The organism is Streptomyces hoynatensis, from assembly GCF_003626535.1.
In the GTDB taxonomy this organism is placed as follows: Bacteria; Actinomycetota; Actinomycetes; order Streptomycetales; family Streptomycetaceae; genus Streptomyces; species Streptomyces hoynatensis.
Genome location: NZ_RBAL01000006.1, coordinates 312175 through 331682 on the forward strand (window position 1 = coordinate 312175; position 19508 = coordinate 331682).

Genomic DNA, 19508 nt, shown 5'->3' on the forward strand with positions numbered 1-19508 from the left:
GGGCGCGCACCCCCCCGTCCCCGGAAGATCCCACACGCCTCCGCAGCACCCCGCACGACCCCGCAGGACCCGCAAGTCCGCGGGACCCCCGCACGATCCAGCACCTCCCCGGCCCGCGAGAGCAGCCGCACGACGCGCGCGGGCCGCAAAGCCCCACGGAAAGACCCTTGCACAGCCCTGAGAAAGCGCTTCACCGCCCCGCCGTCCAGAACGGAGAGAGCCGTCATGGCCGATGCCGTGAAAGCCAGAAGCCGGCCCCTGAGGCGTCGCCGTGCCGGAAGTACCCCCCGCTATCTGCCCTATGTGCTGATCGCGCCCGCCGCCCTGCTGATGCTCGGCTTCATCGCCTATCCGATGCTGAGCGTCCTCCAGTACAGCCTGCGCGATTACAACGTCACAAAGCCCTGGCGGAACGGGTTCGCAGGACTGGACAACTTCAAGGAGATCTTCACCGAGGACGACTTCTTCTGGGACACCCTCGCCTTCAGCGGCCGCTGGGTGCTGGTCGAGGTCGCGCTCCAGCTCGTCTTCGGCCTGGTCCTCGCGCTGCTGATCAACCAGACCTTCGTCGGCCGCGGCCTGGCCCGCGCCCTCGTCTTCTCGCCGTGGGCGGTCTCCGGCGTGCTGACCAGCACCATCTGGATTCTGCTCTACAACCCCTCCACCGGCGTCAGCCGGTACCTCGCCGACGCCGGCATCGGGGAGTACGGCACCTCGATACTCTCCGACCCCGGCACCGTCTTCTGGGGCGTGGTGGTCGCCGAACTCTGGCGCGGCGTCCCGTTCTTCGCGATCCTCCTGCTCGCCGACCTGCAGTCGGTGTCCAAGGACCTCTACGAGGCGGCGGCGGTGGACGGGGCCGGGCGCCTGCGGCAGTTCTGGCACATCACGCTGCCGCACCTGCGGGACGCGATCGTGCTGTCCACCCTGCTGCGCGGCGTCTGGGAGTTCAACAACGTCGACCTCCTCTACACCCTCACGCACGGCGGGCCGGCCGGCGCCACCACCACGCTGCCGCTCTACGTCGCCCAGACCGGCATCGACGGAAACGAGTTCGGGTACGCCGCCGCGCTGACCACCGTGGCCTTCGTGATCCTCCTGTTCTGTTCGATCCTCTACCTGCGCCTGAGCAAGTTCGGAGGCGATGACCAGTGACCTCGGCCGTCATCGACCGGGAGCCGCTCCCGGACACCGCCCCTCAGGACCCGCCCCGGGCCGGCCGCCGGCGCCGGCGCCACGACCAGCCGCCGCGCTGGCAGCTGTTCGTGCCCCTGGGCGTCTACCTGCTCTTCACGCTCGTCCCCTTCTACTGGATGCTGCTGTTCGCGCTCCGCGAGTCCGGCTCGGACTCGCTGGTGCCCTGGCCGATCACCTTCGAGCACTTCGAGAAGGTGTGGAACGAGCGCAGCTTCGACACATACTTCTTCAACAGCATCCAGGTCGGCGTGGCCACCATGGTGATGACGCTGCTCGTCGCCCTCTCCGGCGGCTACGCCCTGGCCCGCTTCAGGTTCAGGCTGCGGATGCCGTTCATGCTGGCCCTGCTGTGCTCGCAGTTCATCCCCGGCGCGCTGCTGCTTGTGCCGCTCTTCGAGGTGTTCCGCGAGCTGCAGATGCTCAACTCGCTGGGCAGCGTGATCATCGCCGAGACCGTCTTCCAGCTGCCGCTGTCGATGATCCTCATCAGCGGCTTCATCAGGAACGTGCCGCCCTCCCTGGAGGAGGCCGCCTGGGTGGACGGCTGCTCCCGGCTGCGCGGCTTCCTCGCCATCGTGCTCCCGCTGCTGCGCCCCGGCCTGGTCGCCGTCGGCTCCTTCGCCTTCGTGCACAGCTGGAACCACTTCCTGTTCGCCCTGATGTTCCTCAGCTCCCAGGACAAGCAGACCATCCCCGTCGGCCTCAACACGCTCATCGGCTCCGACAGCGTCGACCTCGGCGCCCTGGCCGCCGGCGGCGTGGTGGCGGCCCTGCCCGTGGTGATCGTCTTCGCCTTCATCCAGCGCTGGCTGATCACCGGCTTCAGCGCCGGGGCGGTGAAGGGCTGATGGCCGCGCACGCGCTGCCCGTCCCCGTGGTGCTCGCGGGCGCCCGCGGCCACGGCCGCTGGCACCTGCGCAACCTCGGGCGGCTGGCCACGCAGGGCCTCGTCCGGCTGGTCGGGGTCTGCGAGCTGGACCCGCTCGGCCCCGAGGAGCTGGCCGAGGCCGCGCCCCAGGAGGGCCCGGCGCCCGTGCCCGAGCAGTCCGCCGACCTGGCCTGGCTGCTCGACCGCACCGGGGCCGAGATCGCCGTGATCTGCACGCCGATCCACACCCACGAGGAGCTGGGCCTGATCGCCGCCGCCCGCGGCGTCCACCTGCTGCTTGAGAAGCCGCCCACCCCCTCCTACGCGGCCTTCCTGCGCCTGGCCGAGGGCGTCGCCGCGGCCGGCACCGCCTGCCAGATCGGCTTCCAGTCGCTGGGCTCCGCTGCCGTGACCGAGATCCGCCGGCTGATCGCCGAGGGCGCCATCGGCCGGGTGCGCGGCCTCGGCGCCGCGGGCGCCTGGGTGCGGGAGGAGGCGTACTGGCGGCGCGCCCCCTGGGGCGGCCACCGCACCCTCGACGGACGCGACGTGGTGGACGGGGTGCTCACCAACCCCCTGGCGCACGCGGTGGCCACCGCCCTGCGCATCGAGGGCACCGACCGGGCCGAGGACGTCGCCGGCATCGAGCTGGAGCTGTACCGGGTCAACGACATCGCCGCCGACGACACCTCCTGCGCCCGGATCACCACCGTGGGCGGCGGCCGGATCGTGACCACCGTGACCCTGGCCGCCGAGAGCCCGGGCGAGCCCTACGTGGTGGTGCACGGCGAGAGCGGCCGGATCACCCTCTGGTACAAGGCGGACCGGGTGCTGCTGGAACGCCGGGGCCACGCCCCGGAGACCACCGACCACCCGCGCACCGACCTGCTCGCCAACCTGGTCGCCCACCTGCGCGGCCACGCGCCGCTGCTGGTCCCGGTCGAGCGCACCGGGGCGTTCACCCGCCTCGTCGAGGCGGTGCGCACCGCCCCGGAACCGGTGGCGCTGCCGCCGGACGCCTGGCGCGTCGAGCCGGGCGTGCAGGGGCCGCGCCGGGTCATCCCCGGCATCGACGAGCTGACGGCCCGCGGCGCCCGCGAACTCGCCCTGTACTCGGAGCTGGGCGCGCCCTGGGCCGACTACCCGAGAAAGGCCACGCGATGACCGTCACCCCCTCAGGCAGCGGCGCGCCGGGAGCCGGAAGGCCCGGGCGCTACCGCAACCCCGTGCTCGCGGCGGACTGGTCGGACCCGGACGCCATCCGGGTCGGCGAGGACTTCTACCTCACCGCCTCCAGCTTCTCCCGCGTGCCGGGGCTGCCGCTGCTGCACTCCCGCAACCTGGTCGACTGGCGGCTGATCGGGCACGCCCTGAAGCGCCTCGAACCCGCCGGCGTCTTCGACGTGCCCCGGCACGACTGCGGCGTGTGGGCCCCGGCGCTGCGCCATCACGCCGGCCGCTTCTGGATCTTCTGGGGCGACCCCGACCACGGCATCCAGCAGGTCAGCGCCCCCGCCATCGAGGGGCCCTGGAGCGAGCCGGTGCTGCTGAAGCCGGGCCGCGGCCTGATCGACCCCTGCCCGCTGTGGACCGAGGACGGCGCCTACCTGGTGCACGGCTGGGCCAAGTCCCGCTCCGGCATCAAGAACCGGCTCACCGGGCACCGGATGAGCGAGGACGGCACCGCGCTGCTCGACGAGGGCCGGGTGATCGTCGACGGCGACGCGCTGCCCGGCTGGTTCACCCTGGAGGGGCCCAAGCTCTACCGGCGCGAGGGATGGTTCTGGATCTTCGCCCCGGCGGGCTCGGTGGAGACCGGCTGGCAGGGCGCGTTCCGCTCGCGGGACTTCTTCGGCCCCTACGAGGAGCGCGTCGTCCTCGCCCAGGGCGACACCGAGGTCAACGGCCCGCACCAGGGCGCCTGGGTGGACGCCCCCGACGGGCGGGACTGGTTCCTGCACTTCCAGCAGCGCGCCCCGTTCGGCCGGGTGGTGCACCTCCAGCCGATGCGCTGGGACGAGGAGGGCTGGCCCGTGCTGGGCGAGGGCGGCAGCCCGGTGGCGGAGCACGCCCTCCCGGTGCCGCTGCCCGGGGTGGAGCCGCACGGGCCCGCGACCGACGACGACTTCCCCGGCGGGGAGTTCGGCCCGCAGTGGTCCTGGACCGCCAACCCCAGGCCCGGGCTGACCCTGGCGCACGGCGGCCGGGGCCTGCGGCTGGTGTGCCGCCGCTCGCCCGACGCGGCCGACCTGCGCCGGCTGCCCTGGCTGCTGGCCCAGCGCCTGCCCGTGGGGCCGCTGACGGTCAGCGTCGACCTTTCCCTGCACGGCGAGGAGCCGGGCGCCCGGGCCGGACTCGCCGTGCTCGGCGACGCGTTCGCCTGGATCGGCCTCGAACGCGGCGCCGACGGCGTGCGGTTCGTCCACCGCTTCGCCGAGCAGACCGCGGGCCGGGAGCGGGACGCGGCCCCCTCCCGCCCGGCGCCCGCCGGCCTGGCCCGGCTGCGGATCGACGTCCGCGCCGACGGGCGGTGCCGCTTTTCCGCCGCCCTGCCGGAGGCGGCGGGCGCCGAGGCGCCCCCGACGCCCTCCGGCTTCGAGTTCGCCGCCACCCCCTGGCGCTGGGTCGGCGCCCAGCTGGCCCTCTTCGCCGTCGCCCCCGGGGAGGCGGAGGAGGCGGGGGAGGACCCGGGAAAGCCCGCGGCGAAGGGCGGGGCGAAGGGCGAGGCGGCCGCCGGGCACGCCGAGTTCCGCGCCTTCCGCGTCACCTTCGCCGCCCCCTGACACCCGCACCCGGGGCCGCGCCCCCACGAGCGCCTGCGTGGCCACCCCACGAACACCAGAGTTCGACGAGCACGAGAGTTCGACGAGCACCACCCGGTGAGCAGCAGCGCACCGGCGAGCACCACCGCACCTCTCACACCGGTCCATCCTTTTCCACGCACGAGGAGAGCCGCACGAATGAGAAGATCCCCGCGCCGCGGTCTCGCCGCCGTCGCCACCGCACTCGTCCTCGCCGCGGCCGCATCCGGCTGCGGTGACTCGGGGACGAGTTCAGGTTCCGAGGGCGACGGCACCGGCAAGATCACCTTCTGGGACAACAACGGAGGCGTCAGGACCGAGGTCTGGGAGCAGATCATCGACGCCTTCGAGGAGGAGAACCCCGACATCGAGGTCGAGTACGTCGGGGTCCCGATCGCCGACGTGCAGTCCAAGTACGACGCCGCCATCCAGGGCGGCGACGGCCTGCCGGACGTCGGCGGCGTCAGCACCTCCTACCTGGCCAACCTGGTCGCCCAGGGCGCCCTCGACCCGGTCACCGACCGGCTCGCCGAGAGCGGCCTCGACCAGCAGCTGCTTCCGGCCATGCTGGACAGCGTCCGCGCCACCGTCGGCGAGGGCGAGGAGCTGTACTCGGTGCCCACCTCGGCCAATCAGGGCGTGCTGTGGTACCGCACCGACCTGTTCGAGGCCGCCGGCCTGCAACCGCCCACCACCTGGGACAACTTCTACACCGCCGCCGAGGAGCTGACGGACCGGGAGCACAACAGGTTCGGCTTCACCATCCGCGGCGGCGCCGGCTCGGTCGCCCAGGCGCTCGACATGATGTACGCGCAGTCCGGCATCGACTCGTTCTGGGAGGGCGACGAGACCACGGTCAACGACCCGGCGAACGTGGAGGCCCTGGAGAACTACGTCGGGCTCTACAACACGGTGACCCCCGAGGCCGACCTCAACAACGACTTCACCAACATGGTCGCCACCTTCACCGGCGGCGAGGTCGGCATGCTCCAGCACAACCTGGGCTCCTACCAGGACCACATCGACGCCTTCGGCGAGGGCGTGGTGGACGGGCTGCCGATGCCGACTCAGGAGGAGGGCGGCCCGCACACCTTCGTCTCCAACCCGGTGGACGGGCTCGGCCTGTTCAAGTCGAGCGACAACAAGGAGGCCGCCTGGCGGTTCATCGAGTTCGCCGCCTCCCACGAGATGAACAGCCTGTGGAACGAGTCGGCCGGCTCCATCCCCGCCAACACGGAGGCGCTGAACGACGACTGGATCCAGTCGGCGCCGCCCACCCAGGCCGCCGTCGAGGCGCTGAGCGACGAGCGCACCACCATCGTCCAGCTCCCGTACTACCTGCCGGACTGGAACAACATCACCAAGGCGGACACCGAGCCCAACTTCCAGCGGGTGCTGCTCGGCGAGATGAGCGCCCAGGACTTCCTCGACGACCTCGCCGACCGGCTGAACGAGGCCCAGGCCGAGTGGCTGGAGCAGCAGGAGTAACCGCCGCGCCCCGCACCGCCGCACCGCACGTACCAGGCACCACCCGAGGCGCCGCGGCGGACCCCAGGGCCCGCCGCGGCGCGTCACCCCCGAGCACGTCCTTCGACCGTCTCACCCCCAACGGAGCCGCGATGTACGTCAGATCAGCAAGAACGGCAAGCACGGCAAGCACGGCAGGAACGGCCGGAAGAATCGCCCTGACGGGCTGCGCCGCCCTCGTCCTCGGCCTGCTGCCCCAGGCGGCGCTCGCCCACGGCCACCCGGGACACCACGGCCACGGGCAGGGCCACGGTCACGGGCAGGCGGGGGACCCCGCCCGTGAGGTGCTTGCCGAGGACGACGGCTGGGCCGCGGCCGGGGGCGGCGTCACCGGCGGCTCGGCGGCCGACGCCGAGCACACCTTCACCGTCTCCACCCGCGAGGAGCTGGCCGCCGCCCTGGCCGCGGCGGACGGCGAGCCCACCCTCATCCGGGTCCGGGGCACCATCGACGCCAACACCGACGCCGAGGGCAACCCGCTGAGCTGCGAGGACTACGCCACCGACGGCTACACCCGGGAGGGCTACCTCGCCGCCTACGACCCCGCGACCTGGGGCAGGGAGGACCCCTCGGGACCCCTGGAGGAGGCCCGGATCGCCTCCGCCGCCCGGCAGGCCGAGCGGGTGAAGCTCTCCGTCGGCTCCGACACCACGATCATCGGCCTCGGCGACGACGCCAGGCTGCTGGGCGCCACCCTGAACGTCAGCGGCCAGGACAACGTCATCGTCCGCAACCTCACCTTCGAGGACGCCTTCGACTGCTTCCCCTACTGGGACCCCACCGACGGCGAGTTCGGCGAGTGGAACTCCGAGTACGACAACCTGGTGCTCTCCGGCTCCACCCACGTCTGGGTCGACCACAACACCTTCACCGACGGCCGCCGCCCCGACGCCGCGCAGCCGCGCTACTTCGGCCGCCTCTTCCAGCAGCACGACGGGCAGCTCGACGTGGTGCGCGGCGCCGACCTGGTGACCGCGAGCTGGAACGTCTTCACCGAGCACGACAAGACGATCCTGGTCGGCAACAGCGACGGCGCGAGCGCCACCGACCGCGGCAGGCTGCGGGTGACCTTCCACCACAACCTGTTCCACAACCTGACCGAACGCGCCCCCCGGGTCCGCTACGGCCGGGTCGACGCCTACAACAACCACTACGCCCAGGACGCGGGCCGCGACTACGCCTACAGCTGGGGCATCGGCAGGGAGTCCGGCCTGCTCGCCGAGTACAACGCCTTCACCCTGCCCGCGGGGGTCGACGCCGCGCAGACCATCCACCAGTGGACGGCCGGCACCTCGCTCACCGAGAACGGGAACTGGGTCAACGGCGAGCCCACCGACCTGCTCGCCGCGTACCGCGCCGCCAACCCGGGCAGCGATCTCGGCGACGACTCCGGCTGGACCCCGGAGTTGCGCGCCCGCGTCGACGACCCGCGGCGGGTGCCCGCCCTGGTCGACGAGGGGGCGGGCGCGGGGAACCTGAGGCGGCACTAGCCTCCTCGGGACCCGGGACCCGGGACCCGGGACCCGGAAACCCGGACCCACGGCACCGAAGCACCGCCGCACGAGTGCGCGGGGGCGGCATCGCCCCCGCGCGGAGGAGGAACGATGACCGGCCACGAGCGCAGCGCGGACGCGGGCAGCCCGGCCGAAGAAGGCGGCGCGGACGCCCCGGCCGGCGCGGGGGCCCCGTACCCCGCGGTGGTGCACGGCACGGTGGCCCCCGGCTTCGAGCCGCTGCGCGACACGTTCGCCGCGGTGCTCGGCGCGGAGCCAGGGCAGGCCGCGCAGGTGGCCGCCTACCTCGACGGGCGGCAGGTGGCCGACCTGTGGGGCGGCCCCGGCATGGCCGGGGACTCGCTGCTCGGCGTCTTCTCCTCGACCAAGGGCGCCACCTTCCTCGTGCTCGCCCTGCTCGCGCAGCGCGGCACCCTCGACCTCGACCGCGAAGTGAGGGCCTACTGGCCCGAGTTCGCGGCCGAGGGGAAGGGGGCGCTGACGCTGCGCGAGCTGGCGGGACACCGCGCGGGCTCCATAGGCGTGGACGAGGGCTTCACGCTCGCCGAACTGGCCGAGGACGAGGCGCTGGCCGCGCGGCTCGCCCCGCACCGGCCGTACTGGCGCCCAGGGGCGGCGTTCGGCTACCACTCGCTGACCATCGGCGCCCTGGTCGGCGAGGTGGTCCGCCGGGCCTCGGGCGCCTCGCTGCGCGCCGTCTACCGCGAGGCGCTGGCCGGGCCCTACGGCATCGACCTGTACCTGGGCCTGCCGGCGAGCGAGGAGCACCGCTTCCTCGACGTGGCCGCGCCCGCCCCCGCCCCGGCCGACGCGGCGCCCCCGGCGCCCGACGGCCTCGGCGGGATCGCCGCGAACGCCCACCACCCCGAGTCGGTCGACCTGAGCCGGCTGCCGAACCTCCCGCTGATCAGGGCGGGCGGGCAGGGCTCGGTCGCCGCCCTGGCCTCGGCCCGCGGCCTGGCCCGGCTCTACGCGGCGGCCCTCAGCGGCCTCGACGGCCGCCCGGCCCTGCTGTCCGCGGCCACCCTCGCCGAGTGCGCCCAGCCCTTCTCGGTGGGCCACGACCTCACCCTCGGCATGCATCGCGCCTACGGGCTCGGGTTCATGGTGGGCCTTCCCCATCTGGGGGCGGGCGCCTTCGGCCACGACGGGGCGGGCGGCTCGGCGGCCTTCGCCGACCCGCGCAGCGGCCTCGCCTTCGGCTACACCCGCCGCCGCTTCCCCACCCCCGCGGGAGCGGGCCCCGACGCCGAGGCCCTGGCCAGGACGGCCCGCGCCTGCGCCCTGGCCGGCCGGTCCTGAGACGCCCCACCGGCCGCCCCACGCGCCTGGCGGCCGCCCGCATTGCCCGCGTTGCCCATATGTCGACAAACGGAGTCCACGCTTCGGGCGGGTGGGGCGCACGGGGGCGGGGCCCGGCCCGTGGCGCCTTGGGCGCGGGTCAGGCGGCGTAGGCGTAGGACGGGTAGGTCAGGTACCCGGCGTCGCCCCCCTGGTAGTAGGTGGCCTCGTCGGCCGGCGCGAGCGGGAGCCCGTTGCGCAGCCGCTCGACCAGGTCGGGGTTGGCCAGGAAGGCGCGGCCGAAGCTGATGAGGTCGGCCCCGAGCCCGAGCCAGTGGTCGGCGTCCTCCCGGCCGGTCGGCTTGGGTCCCATCGGGAGGCTCGGATTCACGACGAGGGTGCCGGGCCAGGCGCGGCGCAGGCCGAGCAGGACCTCCTCTTCCGCGGTGGCCTCCAGGTGGACGTAGGCCAGGCCCAGCGGGGCCAGCTCGGCCAGCAGCGCGGCGTAGAGCTCGGGCACGTCCCTCTCCCGCACCCCCCAGAAGGTCCCGCCGGGGGAGAGGCGGATGCCGGTCCGCTCGCCGCCGACGGCCTCGACGGTGGCGGCGGTGGCCTCGACGGCGAACCGGATGCGGTGGGACACCCGGCCCCCGTAGCGATCCGTGCGCAGGTTGGCGTTCGAGGAGAGGAACTGGGAGATCAGGTAGCCGTTGGCGCCGTGCAGTTCCACGCCGTCGAAGCCGGCGCCGACGGCGCGGCGCGCGGCCTCGGCGTACGAGCCGGCGTGCCCGGCGACCTCGGCGGTCTCCAGGGCGCGCGGCAGCGGCGCCGGCTGGGGTCCCGAGGGGGTGAACACCCGGCCCTCGGCGGGGACGGCCGAGGGCCCGACCGGCCGCAGGCCGGTGGTGTCGGGGTGCGAGACCCGCCCGCCGTGCATGAGCTGGGCGAAGATCCGCCCGCCGTTGGCGTGCACGGCCGCGGTCACCTGGCGCCAGGAGGCGGCCTGCTCCTCGGTGTGCAGGCCGGGCGTGCCCGGGTTGGACTGCCCGATCAGGCTCGGCTGCACCCCCTCGGTCACGATCAGCCCGGCCGTCGCCCGCTGGGCGTAGTACGTCGCCATCGACGGCGTCGCCAGGCCCCCGGCGGCGGCCCTGCCCCGGGTCATGGGGGCCATCACCACGCGGTTGGGCAGGGTCAGTTCGCCGAGCCGGTGGCTGCTGAAAAGACTCATGGGAGAACTCCTCCGTCCGTGCCACCCGGGGTTCCGGGCACGGGCGCTACGCTAAAAGCTCACATGGATGTGAGAGGCAAGCGCGTGAGCCGCCGTGTGCCGCGGGTCACAGGAGCAAGGAGGGCGAGTGCGCATCGGAGAGCTCGCGTCGCGGACCGGCGTCAGCATCAGGTCCCTGCGCTACTACGAGGAACAGGGCCTGCTCACCAGCAGCCGCAGCCCCAGCGGGCAGCGGCACTACGGCCGGGAGGCCGTGGAGCGGGTGGCGTTCGTGCAGCGGCTGTTCGCGGCGGGCCTGTCCAGCCGCACCGTCGCCGAGCTGCTGCCCTGCGTCGACGCCCCGAGCGAGGAGCACTCGGACGCGGCGCTCGACCGGATGGCGCAGGAGCGCGACCGGCTCTCCCTGCACATCGCCGAACTGCTGCACACCAGGGACGCGCTGGACGGGCTGATGGCCACGGCCAGGGCGCACCGGGAGCGGCAACGGGCGGGGGCGCCGGCCTGCTGAGGGGAGCGGCCGGGGCGGGCCGCAGCGGCCCGCCCCCGACGGGGGGCTTCCTCAGTACGGCCAGATCGGCGGGTCGGTGACGAAGGCGCCGCCGAGGTGGGCCTGGTCGGGGCGGTTGGTGTCCAACTCGCCCTGCTCGGCGATCAGTTTGGCCGCGAAGGACTCGGAGTCGTCGAGCGGGGTGTAGCCGAGCGCCTCGCCGGCCGAGAGGTCCCACACGCCGCGGGTGTTGGCCGAGGAGCCGTAGACGATCGTGTGGCCCACCTCCTCGGCGGTGAGCGCGGCGTGGAAGAGCCTGGCGGCGTCGGCGGGGCTCAGCCAGACCGACAGCATGCGGACGTTGCCCGGCTCGGGGAAGCAGGAGCCGATCCGGACGGACACCGTCTCGATGCCGTGCTTGTCCCAGTACAGCTGGGCCAGGTCCTCGCCGAAGCACTTGGAGAGGCCGTAGAAGGTGTCGGGCCGGTGCGGGGTCGCCACCGGCACCCGCGGCGTCCCGGCGGCCGGCCAGGGGGTGTAGCCGATGGCGTGGTTGCTCGACGCGAACACGATCCGGCGCACGCCCTCCTCGCGCGCGGCCTCGTACAGGTGGTAGGTGCCCTCGATGTTGGCCCGCAGGATCTTCTCGAAGGTGGACTCCAGGGAGATGCCCGCCAGGTGCAGGATCGCGTCGGCGCCGCGCACCGCCTCGCGCAGCGCCTCCCGGTCGTTGAGGTCGGCCGTGATCGCGTCCGGCTCCCCGGGCAGGGGCACGACGTCGAAGGGCCGCAGCCGGTAGCCGTACGGGGGCAGGAGCGCGCGCATCAGGGTTCCGACGCCGCCGGCGGCTCCGGTGAGCAGGACGGTCTTCTCCGCGGGAAGTCCCTGGGAAGGTGCTGCGGCCATCGGATCTCCGTCCGTTCTCCGTCCGAATATGCGGTTCATATATGGGGACACGCTAGGGGCCCTACTCGCCCTCGTCAACGGACCCTTGACCACGGAAACGAAGCTCATCTAGCGTGCCCGTTCAGGCATATGGACGACTGCGCCCAGGGCGCGGGGGCAGGGAGAACGGGAATGGACGCAGCCGGGGCGGGGGCGTGATGCGCGCCGGAGCCTTTCTCTACCCGTGGGACGTCGCCGGGGACGGCGAGGCCGCGGGCCGGATCGCGGCCCTCGGCGTGGCGCAGGCCACCCTCGCCTCGGCGTACCACACCACCCGCGCCGCCACGCCACGCCACCCCGCCCACCGCGTGGTGACCGCGCGGCACTCCGCGGTCTACTACCCGCCGGACGAGGCGCGTTGGGCCGGGCGGGCGCTGCGGCCCGGCGCCCAGCGCTGGCTGCCGGAGCCGGACGCGTTCGGCGAGGCCGCCCGGGCGCTGGACGCCGCCGGGGTCGAGGTGCACAGCTGGGTGATCCTCGCGCACAACTCCCTTGTCGGCGAGCGCAATCCGTCCAGCACCGTGGTCAACGCCCACGGCGACCGCTATCCCTGGGCGCTGTGCGTGGCGCGCCCGGAGGTGCGCGCCTACGCGGCGGAGCTGGCCGCCGAGGCGGCCGTGCGCCCCGGCGCGCGCGGCACCGAGCTGGAGTCCTGCGGCTGGTACGGCTTCGACCACCTGCACGCCCACGACAAGACCGCGGGCGCGGCCCTCGGCGGCACCGGCGGCTACCTGATGTCGCTGTGCTTCTGCGAGGAGTGCGGGGCCGGGTACGCGGCGCACGGCGCTGACCCGGACGAGCTGCGCGCCGCGGTGCGGGCGGCCCTCGCCGGGTACTGGGCGGGCCGCCCCCCGCAGACCGCGCCGGGACGGGCCGGGGAGTGGGCCGGGGTGGTGGCGCTGCTCGGCGCGCGGGCCGCCGCCGCGGCCGCGGGCTGGCGCGAGCGGGCCGCCACGGAGTTCCGGCGGCAGGCGGTGGCCGCGGTCAGGGCCGCGGCCCCGGCCGGCTTCCGGATCCTGCTGCACGCCGACCCGGCGCCGCACCGCTGCGGCGCCAACGTCGGCGCCGACCCGGCCGCCCTGCTGGACGTCGCCGACGGCGTGGTCGTGCCCTGCACGGGCGGGGAGGAGGCGCGCGCCGAGGCGCTCGGCCCGTTCGCCGCGCGGCTGCGGCGCGGGGCGGGCACCACCCTGGCGGCGAACCTGACGGTGGTCTCCGGCATGGGCGGCAGCCCGGGGACGCTGGCCGCGGACGCCGCGCACGCCGCCGCCCTCGGCGCCACGGAGCTGCGGCTCTACCACGCGGGCCTGGCCACGGACGCCGAGCTGGACGCGGTGGGCAGGGCGCTGCGCGAGCTGGACTGAGCCGGCGGGCGCGCCGGCCCTCGGGGCCGGCGAAAGGACGGCGGCAAGGCGGCGGCGAGGGGTCGGCGAAGAGAAGCGGAAGCGGCGATTCCGTAACGGTGCGGCATCGTGTTACCTGCGCAAAACCCACGCACCTCGCCGGGCAGGCACAATCCCTGCGTCCCCATCCCCACCCGTATGGTCAAGGAACACTCTTCGATGCCCTCGGCGCCCACGTCCCTGTTGCACAGGTTTGACGGCTTTTTCCAGATATCCGCGCGCGGTTCCACCTACGGCCGGGAGATACGCGGCGGAGTGGTCACGTTCTTCACGATGGCCTACATTCTCGTGCTCAACCCGATCATTCTCGGCGGCGCCGAGGACGTGAACGGCGACCGGCTGTCGTTCCCGCAACTGCTCACCGTCACCGCGGTGGTCGCGGCCGTGATGACGGTGCTGATGGGGCTCACGGCCAACATCCCGCTCGCCCTGGCCGCGGGGCTCGGCATCAACGCGGTGGTCGCCTACCAGATCGCGCCGCGGATGACCTGGCCGGACGCGATGGGCCTCGTGGTGATCGAGGGCCTGATCCTGTGCGTGCTCTCCGGCACCGGCTTGCGGGAGGCGGTGATGAACGCGATACCCGCGGCGCTCAAGCAGGCCATCGGGGTGGGCATCGGCCTGTTCATCGCCCTGATCGGCTTCGTGGACGCCGGCTTCACCGTCGGCGCCGCCGGCTCGCCCCCGCTGAACCTGGGCGGCACCGGGGAGTTGCACGGCTGGCCGGTGCTCGTGTTCGTCGCCGGGCTGCTGCTCACCCTCGCCCTGCTGGCCCGCCGGGTGCGGGGCGCCATCCTCATCAGCATCGCCCTCACCACCCTCCTCGCCCTCGTGATCAACGCGGCGGCCGACGTGCCGGACACGGCCTGGGGCCTGACGATTCCCGAACTCCCCGACGATCCGGTCGCGAGCCCGGACTTCGGCCTCCTCGGCGACTTCAGCCTGTTCGGCGCCTTCGGCGAGGTGAGCGCCGTGACCGTGGTGCTGACCGTCTTCACGCTCTTCCTGACCGACTTCTTCGACACGATGGGCACGGCGGTGGCCGTGACCAGCGAGGCCGGGCTGCTCGACGAGCGGGGCCGGGTGCCGCGGCTGGGGCGGCTGCTCTTCGTCGACGGCCTGGCCGCCGCCGTGGGCGGCGCCGCCTCCGGCTCCTCCAACACCTCCTACATCGAGTCGGCCGCGGGCGTCGGCGAGGGGGCGCGGACCGGCCTGGCCAACGTGGTGACCGGCGCGCTCTTCGCCCTCGCCCTCTTCTTCGCGCCCCTGGCCGCCATGGTGCCCTCGCAGGCCGCGGCGCCCGCCCTGGTGGCCGTCGGCTTCCTCATGATGGTGCAGGTCGCCCGCATCGACTGGAGCGACCAGGCGATCGCCATCCCGGCCTTCCTCACCATCTCCGTGATGCCCTTCACCTACTCGATCACCAACGGCATCGGCGCGGGCTTCGTCTCCTACGTGCTGCTGAAGGTGGTGCTCGGCCGGGCCCGCGAGCTGAACTGGCTGCTGTGGGGCACCGCGGGCCTCTTCGTGATCTACTTTGCCATCAACCCCATCGAGCAGCTGTTCGGCGTCTCCTGAGGCGGCCGGGCGCCCGGCCGCGGCCGGGAGGCCGGGCGCGGAACCGGGGAGGGGAGGGGGAGGAGACCATGGCCCAGGCCCCCGAGGGCCCGCGGCCGGGCCGGCCGGTACCGGACCGGCTGGCGCGCCGTTCGGCCCGGGTGCTGCTGCTGGACGCCTCGGGGCGCCTGCTGCTGTTCCGGATGGAGGACGGCTCGGCCCTCTCGCCGTTCTGGATCACGCCGGGCGGCGGCGTCAAGCGGCGCGAACGCCCCCGGGTGGCGGCGGCCAGGGAGCTGTGGGAGGAGACCGGCCTCCGGGTGGCCCCGGAAGACCTCGGCCCCCAGGTCGCGGTGACCGGCGGCCTGGCGGATCTGGGCTGGGCCCGCGGCCGCTTCGAGGACGTCTTCTACCTGTTCCGCCTGCGCCGGGCCCCCGCCCACGAGGTGGACACCTCGCACATGGAGCGCTGGGAGCGGGGCGCCACCGTGGGGCACCGGTGGTGGACCGCGGCGGAGCTGGCGGCCACCACCGAGCGGGTGCTGCCGCTCGGCCTCGCGGCCCTGCTGGGCGATCTCCTGGCGGGCCGCGCCCCAGAGCGGCCCGTCCGCCTGCCCTGGCACCACTGAGCCGCACCACCCCCGGGGCGCGTGACCCGCGGCCCGCGCCCGGCGGGCGGCAGGGCCCGATCGCCCGGCGCCCGGGACCGCCCCTACAGGTGCCTGGTGGCCAGCGCGAGGCGGTCGCGGGCGTCGAACAGCGCCTCCTTGACCAGCTGTTCGTGCGCCGGGGTCAGCCTGGCCACGGGAACCGAGCAGCTGATCGCGTCCCTGGCGGGGGTTCGGTAGGGGATGGCGATGCCGAAGCAGCTGAGGCCGAGGGTGTTCTCCTCGCGGTCGATGGCGTAGCCGCGCTCCCGGACCTGGTGCAGCTCCTCGATCAGCCGCTCGCGGTCGGTGATGGTGTGCTCGGTCAGCCGGTCGAGCCGCTCCGGCAGCAGCTTGCGCACCTGGTCGTCGGTGCAGGTCGCCAGCAGGGCCTTGCCCAGGGAGGTGGAGTGCGCCGGGAGCCGGCGGCCGACCCGGGTGAAGGGGCGCAGGTAGTGCTCGGACTGGCGGGTGGCCAGGTAGACGACGTTGGTGCCGTCGAGCCTGGCCAGGTGGATGGTCTCGGTGGTGTCGTCCGAGAGCCGGTCCAGGGTCGGCCGGGCGGCGGCCACCACCTCGTCGCCGTCGATGTACGAGGTGCCCACCAGCAGCGCGCGCACGCCGATGCCGTACCTGGTGCCGGTGGCGTCCGTCTCCACCCAGCCGAGGTCGACGAGGGTCCGCAGGAGCATGTAGAGGCTGGACTTGGGGTACCCGACCGCGGTCTGCACGTCGGCGAGAGAATGCATCCCGGGCCGGCCGGCGAAGAACTCCAGCAGTTCGACCGTGCGCACCGCCGACTTGACCTGGGAACCGCCCGTCTCACCCGCTGACATCGACCTTGACCCCCTTGTTCGAGCCGCTATAGAGTCCCTGCGGGAATTCACATACAGGGACAATGTTCAGTATCTCGAACATAGCATGCGCCTGGCAGGAGGATCGATCCCGGTGGCAGAACCAGTGTGGAGCGTTGACCCGCGAACCGGAAAGCAGCGAGAGCAGGTTGGGGTCGAGGCCACCGCCGCCGACGTCGACGCCGCGGTACGCGCCGCGCACGCCGCCAGGGCCGCCCTCGCCGACCGGGACGCCAGGATCGCCCTGTTGCGGGCCGCGGCCGACGAACTGGAGGCGGACGGCGAGCGCATCCTCGCGGCGGCCGACGCCGAGACGGCCCTCGGCATGGGCCGCCTCCCCGGCGAACTGGCCCGCACCACCGGCCAGTTGCGCGCCTTCGCGGCGGAGGTCGCCGACGGCGGCTACCTGGACGTGATCATCGACCACGCCGACGCCTCGCTCACCCCGCCCCGCCCCGACCTGCGCCGCTACAAGATCCCGCTCGGCGTCGTCGCCGTCTACTCGGCCTCCAACTTCCCGCTGGCCTTCTCCGTGCCGGGCGGCGACACCGCAAGCGCCCTGGCCGCGGGCTGCCCCGTGGTCGTCAAGGCCCACCCCGACCACCCGGCCACCTCCGAGCTGGCCGGCGCCGCGCTGCGCCGGGCCGCCGCCAGGTCCGGGCTGCCCGAGGACGTCGTCACCGTGCTGCACGGCTTCGAGGCCGGCGTCGCCCTGGTCACGCACCCGCTGGTCGCGGCGGCCGGGTTCACCGGCTCGGTCCGCGGCGGCCGTGCCCTGTTCGACGCCGCCGCGGCCAGGCCCGTCCCGATCCCCTTCTACGGCGAGCTGGGCAGCCTCAACCCGGTCCTCGTCACCGAGGCCGCCGCCGCCGAGCGCGCCGCCGAGATCGGCGCCGGCCTCGCCGCCTCGATGACGCTGGGCACCGGGCAGTTCTGCACCAAGCCGGGCCTGGTCCTGGCCCCCGCGGGCGGGGCGGGCGACGAGCTGCTGAACGCGCTGACCAAGAAGGCCGGCGAGGCCGCCCACGGCGTGATGCTCGACGGCAGGATGCGCGAGGCGTTCCTGGCCGGGGTCGCGGAGCGGGCCGCGCTCGACGGCGTCGAGGCGCCGGTGGCCGCCGCCGGGAGCGAGGACAGGACCGTCGCGGCCGGCGTCCTCACCGTGGACGCGGCGCGGCTGGCCGCGGAGGGCCCGCACGACCTGCTGCTCGAGGAGTGCTTCGGCCCGGTCACCGTCCTCGTCCGCTACGCCGGCGCCGCCGAGGCCCGTGCCGTGCTCTCCCGCTTGCCGGGCAACCTCACGGCGACCCTGCACCTCGGCGCGGCCGAGGAACGGGGCGAGGGCGAGGGCGCCGCGCTGCTGTCGGAGCTCACCGCGCTCGCCGGCCGCGTCCTGGTCAACGGCTGGCCCACCGGCGTGGCCGTCACCCCCGCCCAGCACCACGGCGGCCCCTACCCGGCGACCACCTCCACCTCCACCTCGGTCGGCGCCACCGCGATCGAGCGCTGGCTGCGCCCGGTCACCTACCAGAGCGCCCCGCCCGCCCTGCTGCCGCCCGAGCTGCGCGACGAGAACCCGCTCGGCCTGCCCCGGCGGGTGAACGGCAGCCGCGAGATCTGAGGCCCCGCCCCGGCCCACGGGCCCGGCCGCCCCGCCCGCCTCGGGCCGAGCGGCCGGGCCCGCGCACGTGGGGGCCGCATCCGCCGCGCGTGGGCCGCGTGGGGCCGCATCCGCCCCGCGTGGGCGGGGCCGCGGCGCGTTCCGTGGGCACGGAGGCGGCGGGGGAGCGACGGGGCGGGGGGCGGCCGGAAGCAGGCCGGTCCTGGCCTTGCCGCGGGCCGGGAGGCGCTGGCTATCGTGGGCCCGCACGACCCCCGGCCGCGCCCACCCCGTGGCGGGCGCGCGCCCCGCGGCCCGCAGGGAACGGCCTTCCGGCGCCCGGCGCGCCGGGCCGGTGGGGCACGTCCCCCCACGTGGACGGCCCAGGGGCCCACGCCCCGGCCGCCGTCCCGCCGCGGCTCATGGAAGGGACCCATGATGCGCAGAAGAACCCTCGTCCGGGCGGGCGCGACCGCCCTGGCCGCACCCCTCGCCCCCGCCGCCCTCACCGCCCTGACCGCGGGCCCCGCCCGCGCGGCCCAGGTGCCCGTCCGCGGCGTCGACCTGTCCTCCGTGCCCAAGGGCGAGGACCACGGCGCGGTTTTCCGCCACCAGGACGGCACCGTGGGCGACCCGGTGCGCATCCTCCAGGAGGGCGGCGCCACCTGGGTACGCCTGAAGGTCTGGGTGAACTCGCCCGACGGCTACCACGGGAAGCCGCAGATCCTGGCGATGGCCAGGCGGGCCGCGGCCCTCGGCATGCAGACCCTGGTCGACTTCCACTACTCCGACAGCTGGGCCGACCCGGGGCAGCAGAACAAGCCGGCCGCCTGGGCAGGTCTCGGCGGCGCGGCCCTGGAGCGGGCGGTCGCCGACCACACCGCGGACATCCTGGGCGCCCTCGCCGCCCAGGGGACCCCGGCCGGCATGGCGCAGATCGGCAACGAGATCAACGGCGGCCTGCTGTGGCCCGACGGCTCGGCGGACGACTGGGACGCCCTGGCCGGGCTGCTCACCAGCGGCTCCCGCGCCGCCACGGCCGCCTCCCCCGGCACCAGGATCGTCCTGCACCTCGCCGAGGGCGGCGACCTGGGCGGCACCCGCTGGTGGTTCGACAACGCCGTCTCCCGGGGCGTCCCGTTCGACGTCATCGGCCTGTCGTTCTACGGCTACTGGCACGGCAGCCTCGACGAGTTGCAGGCCAACGCCGACGACGCCGCCGCCCGCTACGGCAAGGACGTCCTGGTGGCCGAGACCGGCTACCCCTTCCGGCTCGGCAGCGAGGACGGCACCGCCGACCTCATCGGCAGCTCCTCGCAGCTGGTGCCCGGCTACCCCGCCACCCCGGAGGGCCAACTCGCCTGGATGCGGGACATCACGGCCGTGATGGCCCGGGTGCCGGGCGGCCGCGGCCTCGGGGTCTGCTACTGGGAGCCGGCCTGGACCGCGACGCCGGGCAACGGCTGGGACCCGGCCGACCCGGGCAGCGGCAACGCCTGGGAGAACCAGGCCCTGTTCGGCTACGACGACCGGGCCCTGCCCGCGGTGACCTGGCCCTAGCTGTGCTGTCCCGGGCGGCAGGACGCCCCGCCCGCG

The 19508-nt window shown here is 74.5% G+C and carries 16 protein-coding genes; 13 read left to right on the plus strand and 3 right to left on the minus strand.

What is annotated here, in order from left to right:
* Positions 1–225: 225 nt before the first annotated feature.
* The 7 genes from D7294_RS13535 to D7294_RS13565 all read left to right on the plus strand — a co-directional run bounded on the left by D7294_RS13535 (position 226) and on the right by D7294_RS13565 (position 9209).
* Positions 226–1155: a carbohydrate ABC transporter permease gene (locus D7294_RS13535; RefSeq protein WP_120679171.1), complete on the plus strand. Its 930-nt coding sequence runs from the start codon at positions 226–228 to the stop codon at positions 1153–1155.
* The gene (locus tag D7294_RS13540) at positions 1152–2045 is read left to right on the plus strand and encodes a carbohydrate ABC transporter permease (protein WP_120679173.1); all 894 of its coding nucleotides are present in this window, start codon (positions 1152–1154) and stop codon (positions 2043–2045) included. The genes D7294_RS13535 and D7294_RS13540 overlap by 4 nt, the downstream gene beginning before the upstream one ends.
* Positions 2045–3229 (plus strand): Gfo/Idh/MocA family protein, encoded by a 1185-nt coding sequence (locus tag D7294_RS13545; protein WP_120679175.1) that lies wholly within the window; start codon positions 2045–2047, stop codon positions 3227–3229. Before D7294_RS13540 ends, D7294_RS13545 begins: the two co-directional genes overlap by 1 nt.
* Positions 3226–4848, plus strand: a complete 1623-nt coding sequence (locus D7294_RS13550; RefSeq protein WP_120679177.1) for a glycoside hydrolase family 43 protein — start codon at positions 3226–3228, stop codon at positions 4846–4848. Before D7294_RS13545 ends, D7294_RS13550 begins: the two co-directional genes overlap by 4 nt.
* 177 nt (positions 4849–5025) lie before the next feature.
* Entirely contained in the window at positions 5026–6354 is a 1329-nt protein-coding gene (locus tag D7294_RS13555; protein WP_120679179.1) for an ABC transporter substrate-binding protein, read from the plus strand.
* A 131-nt stretch (positions 6355–6485) separates the two neighbouring features.
* On the plus strand, positions 6486–7883 hold the full coding sequence (locus tag D7294_RS13560) for a pectate lyase family protein (protein WP_120679181.1): 1398 nt from the start codon (positions 6486–6488) through the stop codon (positions 7881–7883).
* A 114-nt stretch (positions 7884–7997) separates the two neighbouring features.
* Complete coding sequence (locus D7294_RS13565) at positions 7998–9209, plus strand: serine hydrolase domain-containing protein (RefSeq protein ID WP_120679183.1); 1212 nt, start codon at positions 7998–8000, stop codon at positions 9207–9209.
* A 139-nt stretch (positions 9210–9348) separates the two neighbouring features.
* Here the strand turns inward: D7294_RS13565 and D7294_RS13570 are convergent, their stop codons facing one another.
* Positions 9349–10419, minus strand: coding sequence for an alkene reductase (locus tag D7294_RS13570; protein WP_120679185.1), 1071 nt, complete (start codon positions 10417–10419; stop codon positions 9349–9351).
* Positions 10420–10546: 127 nt separating this feature from the next.
* Here D7294_RS13570 and D7294_RS13575 point away from each other — a divergent pair, with 127 nt between their 5' ends.
* Entirely contained in the window at positions 10547–10927 is a 381-nt protein-coding gene (locus D7294_RS13575) for a MerR family transcriptional regulator (protein WP_120679187.1), read from the plus strand.
* Positions 10928–10978: 51 nt separating this feature from the next.
* Here the strand turns inward: D7294_RS13575 and D7294_RS13580 are convergent, their stop codons facing one another.
* Positions 10979–11812, minus strand: a complete 834-nt coding sequence (locus D7294_RS13580; RefSeq protein WP_120679188.1) for an NAD-dependent epimerase/dehydratase family protein — start codon at positions 11810–11812, stop codon at positions 10979–10981.
* 197 nt (positions 11813–12009) lie between these two features.
* Here D7294_RS13580 and D7294_RS13585 point away from each other — a divergent pair, with 197 nt between their 5' ends.
* From D7294_RS13585 to D7294_RS13595, 3 genes are all read left to right on the plus strand, one after another.
* Positions 12010–13215 carry a hypothetical protein gene (locus D7294_RS13585; protein ID WP_120679190.1) on the plus strand — a complete coding sequence of 402 codons (1206 nt, stop codon included), beginning with the start codon at positions 12010–12012 and terminating at the stop codon, positions 13213–13215.
* A 198-nt stretch (positions 13216–13413) separates the two neighbouring features.
* Positions 13414–14832, plus strand: a complete 1419-nt coding sequence (locus D7294_RS13590) for an NCS2 family permease (RefSeq protein WP_120679192.1) — start codon at positions 13414–13416, stop codon at positions 14830–14832.
* A 68-nt stretch (positions 14833–14900) separates the two neighbouring features.
* Positions 14901–15440 (plus strand): NUDIX hydrolase, encoded by a 540-nt coding sequence (locus D7294_RS13595; RefSeq protein ID WP_120679194.1) that lies wholly within the window; start codon positions 14901–14903, stop codon positions 15438–15440.
* Between the two features lie 83 nt (positions 15441–15523).
* Here D7294_RS13595 and D7294_RS13600 read toward each other — a convergent pair whose 3' ends face one another.
* Entirely contained in the window at positions 15524–16294 is a 771-nt protein-coding gene (locus D7294_RS13600) for an IclR family transcriptional regulator (protein WP_120679196.1), read from the minus strand.
* Positions 16295–16406: 112 nt separating this feature from the next.
* Here D7294_RS13600 and D7294_RS13605 point away from each other — a divergent pair, with 112 nt between their 5' ends.
* Together D7294_RS13605 and D7294_RS13610 are read left to right on the plus strand one after the other, a co-directional pair.
* Positions 16407–17933 (plus strand): aldehyde dehydrogenase (NADP(+)), encoded by a 1527-nt coding sequence (locus D7294_RS13605; protein WP_422070691.1) that lies wholly within the window; start codon positions 16407–16409, stop codon positions 17931–17933.
* Positions 17934–18347: 414 nt separating this feature from the next.
* Positions 18348–19472: a glycoside hydrolase family 53 protein gene (locus tag D7294_RS13610; protein ID WP_120679200.1), complete on the plus strand. Its 1125-nt coding sequence runs from the start codon at positions 18348–18350 to the stop codon at positions 19470–19472.
* Positions 19473–19508 lie beyond the last annotated feature (36 nt).

What these genes read in the sequence shown, in the direction of transcription:
- D7294_RS13535 (WP_120679171.1), top strand. Translation starts at nt 226, where the DNA reads ATGGCCGATGCCGTGAAAGCCAGAAGCCGGCCCCTGAGGCGTCGCCGT.
- D7294_RS13560 (WP_120679181.1), top strand. Translation starts at nt 6,486, where the DNA reads ATGTACGTCAGATCAGCAAGAACGGCAAGCACGGCAAGCACGGCAGGA.
- D7294_RS13610 (WP_120679200.1), top strand. Translation starts at nt 18,348, where the DNA reads ATGATGCGCAGAAGAACCCTCGTCCGGGCGGGCGCGACCGCCCTGGCC.
- D7294_RS13585 (WP_120679190.1), top strand. Translation starts at nt 12,010, where the DNA reads ATGCGCGCCGGAGCCTTTCTCTACCCGTGGGACGTCGCCGGGGACGGC.
- D7294_RS13545 (WP_120679175.1), top strand. Translation starts at nt 2,045, where the DNA reads ATGGCCGCGCACGCGCTGCCCGTCCCCGTGGTGCTCGCGGGCGCCCGC.
- D7294_RS13550 (WP_120679177.1), top strand. Translation starts at nt 3,226, where the DNA reads ATGACCGTCACCCCCTCAGGCAGCGGCGCGCCGGGAGCCGGAAGGCCC.
- D7294_RS13590 (WP_120679192.1), top strand. Translation starts at nt 13,414, where the DNA reads ATGCCCTCGGCGCCCACGTCCCTGTTGCACAGGTTTGACGGCTTTTTC.
- D7294_RS13600 (WP_120679196.1), bottom strand. Translation starts at nt 16,294, where the DNA reads ATGTCAGCGGGTGAGACGGGCGGTTCCCAGGTCAAGTCGGCGGTGCGC.
- D7294_RS13595 (WP_120679194.1), top strand. Translation starts at nt 14,901, where the DNA reads ATGGCCCAGGCCCCCGAGGGCCCGCGGCCGGGCCGGCCGGTACCGGAC.
- D7294_RS13570 (WP_120679185.1), bottom strand. Translation starts at nt 10,419, where the DNA reads ATGAGTCTTTTCAGCAGCCACCGGCTCGGCGAACTGACCCTGCCCAAC.
- D7294_RS13580 (WP_120679188.1), bottom strand. Translation starts at nt 11,812, where the DNA reads ATGGCCGCAGCACCTTCCCAGGGACTTCCCGCGGAGAAGACCGTCCTG.
- D7294_RS13555 (WP_120679179.1), top strand. Translation starts at nt 5,026, where the DNA reads ATGAGAAGATCCCCGCGCCGCGGTCTCGCCGCCGTCGCCACCGCACTC.
- D7294_RS13565 (WP_120679183.1), top strand. Translation starts at nt 7,998, where the DNA reads ATGACCGGCCACGAGCGCAGCGCGGACGCGGGCAGCCCGGCCGAAGAA.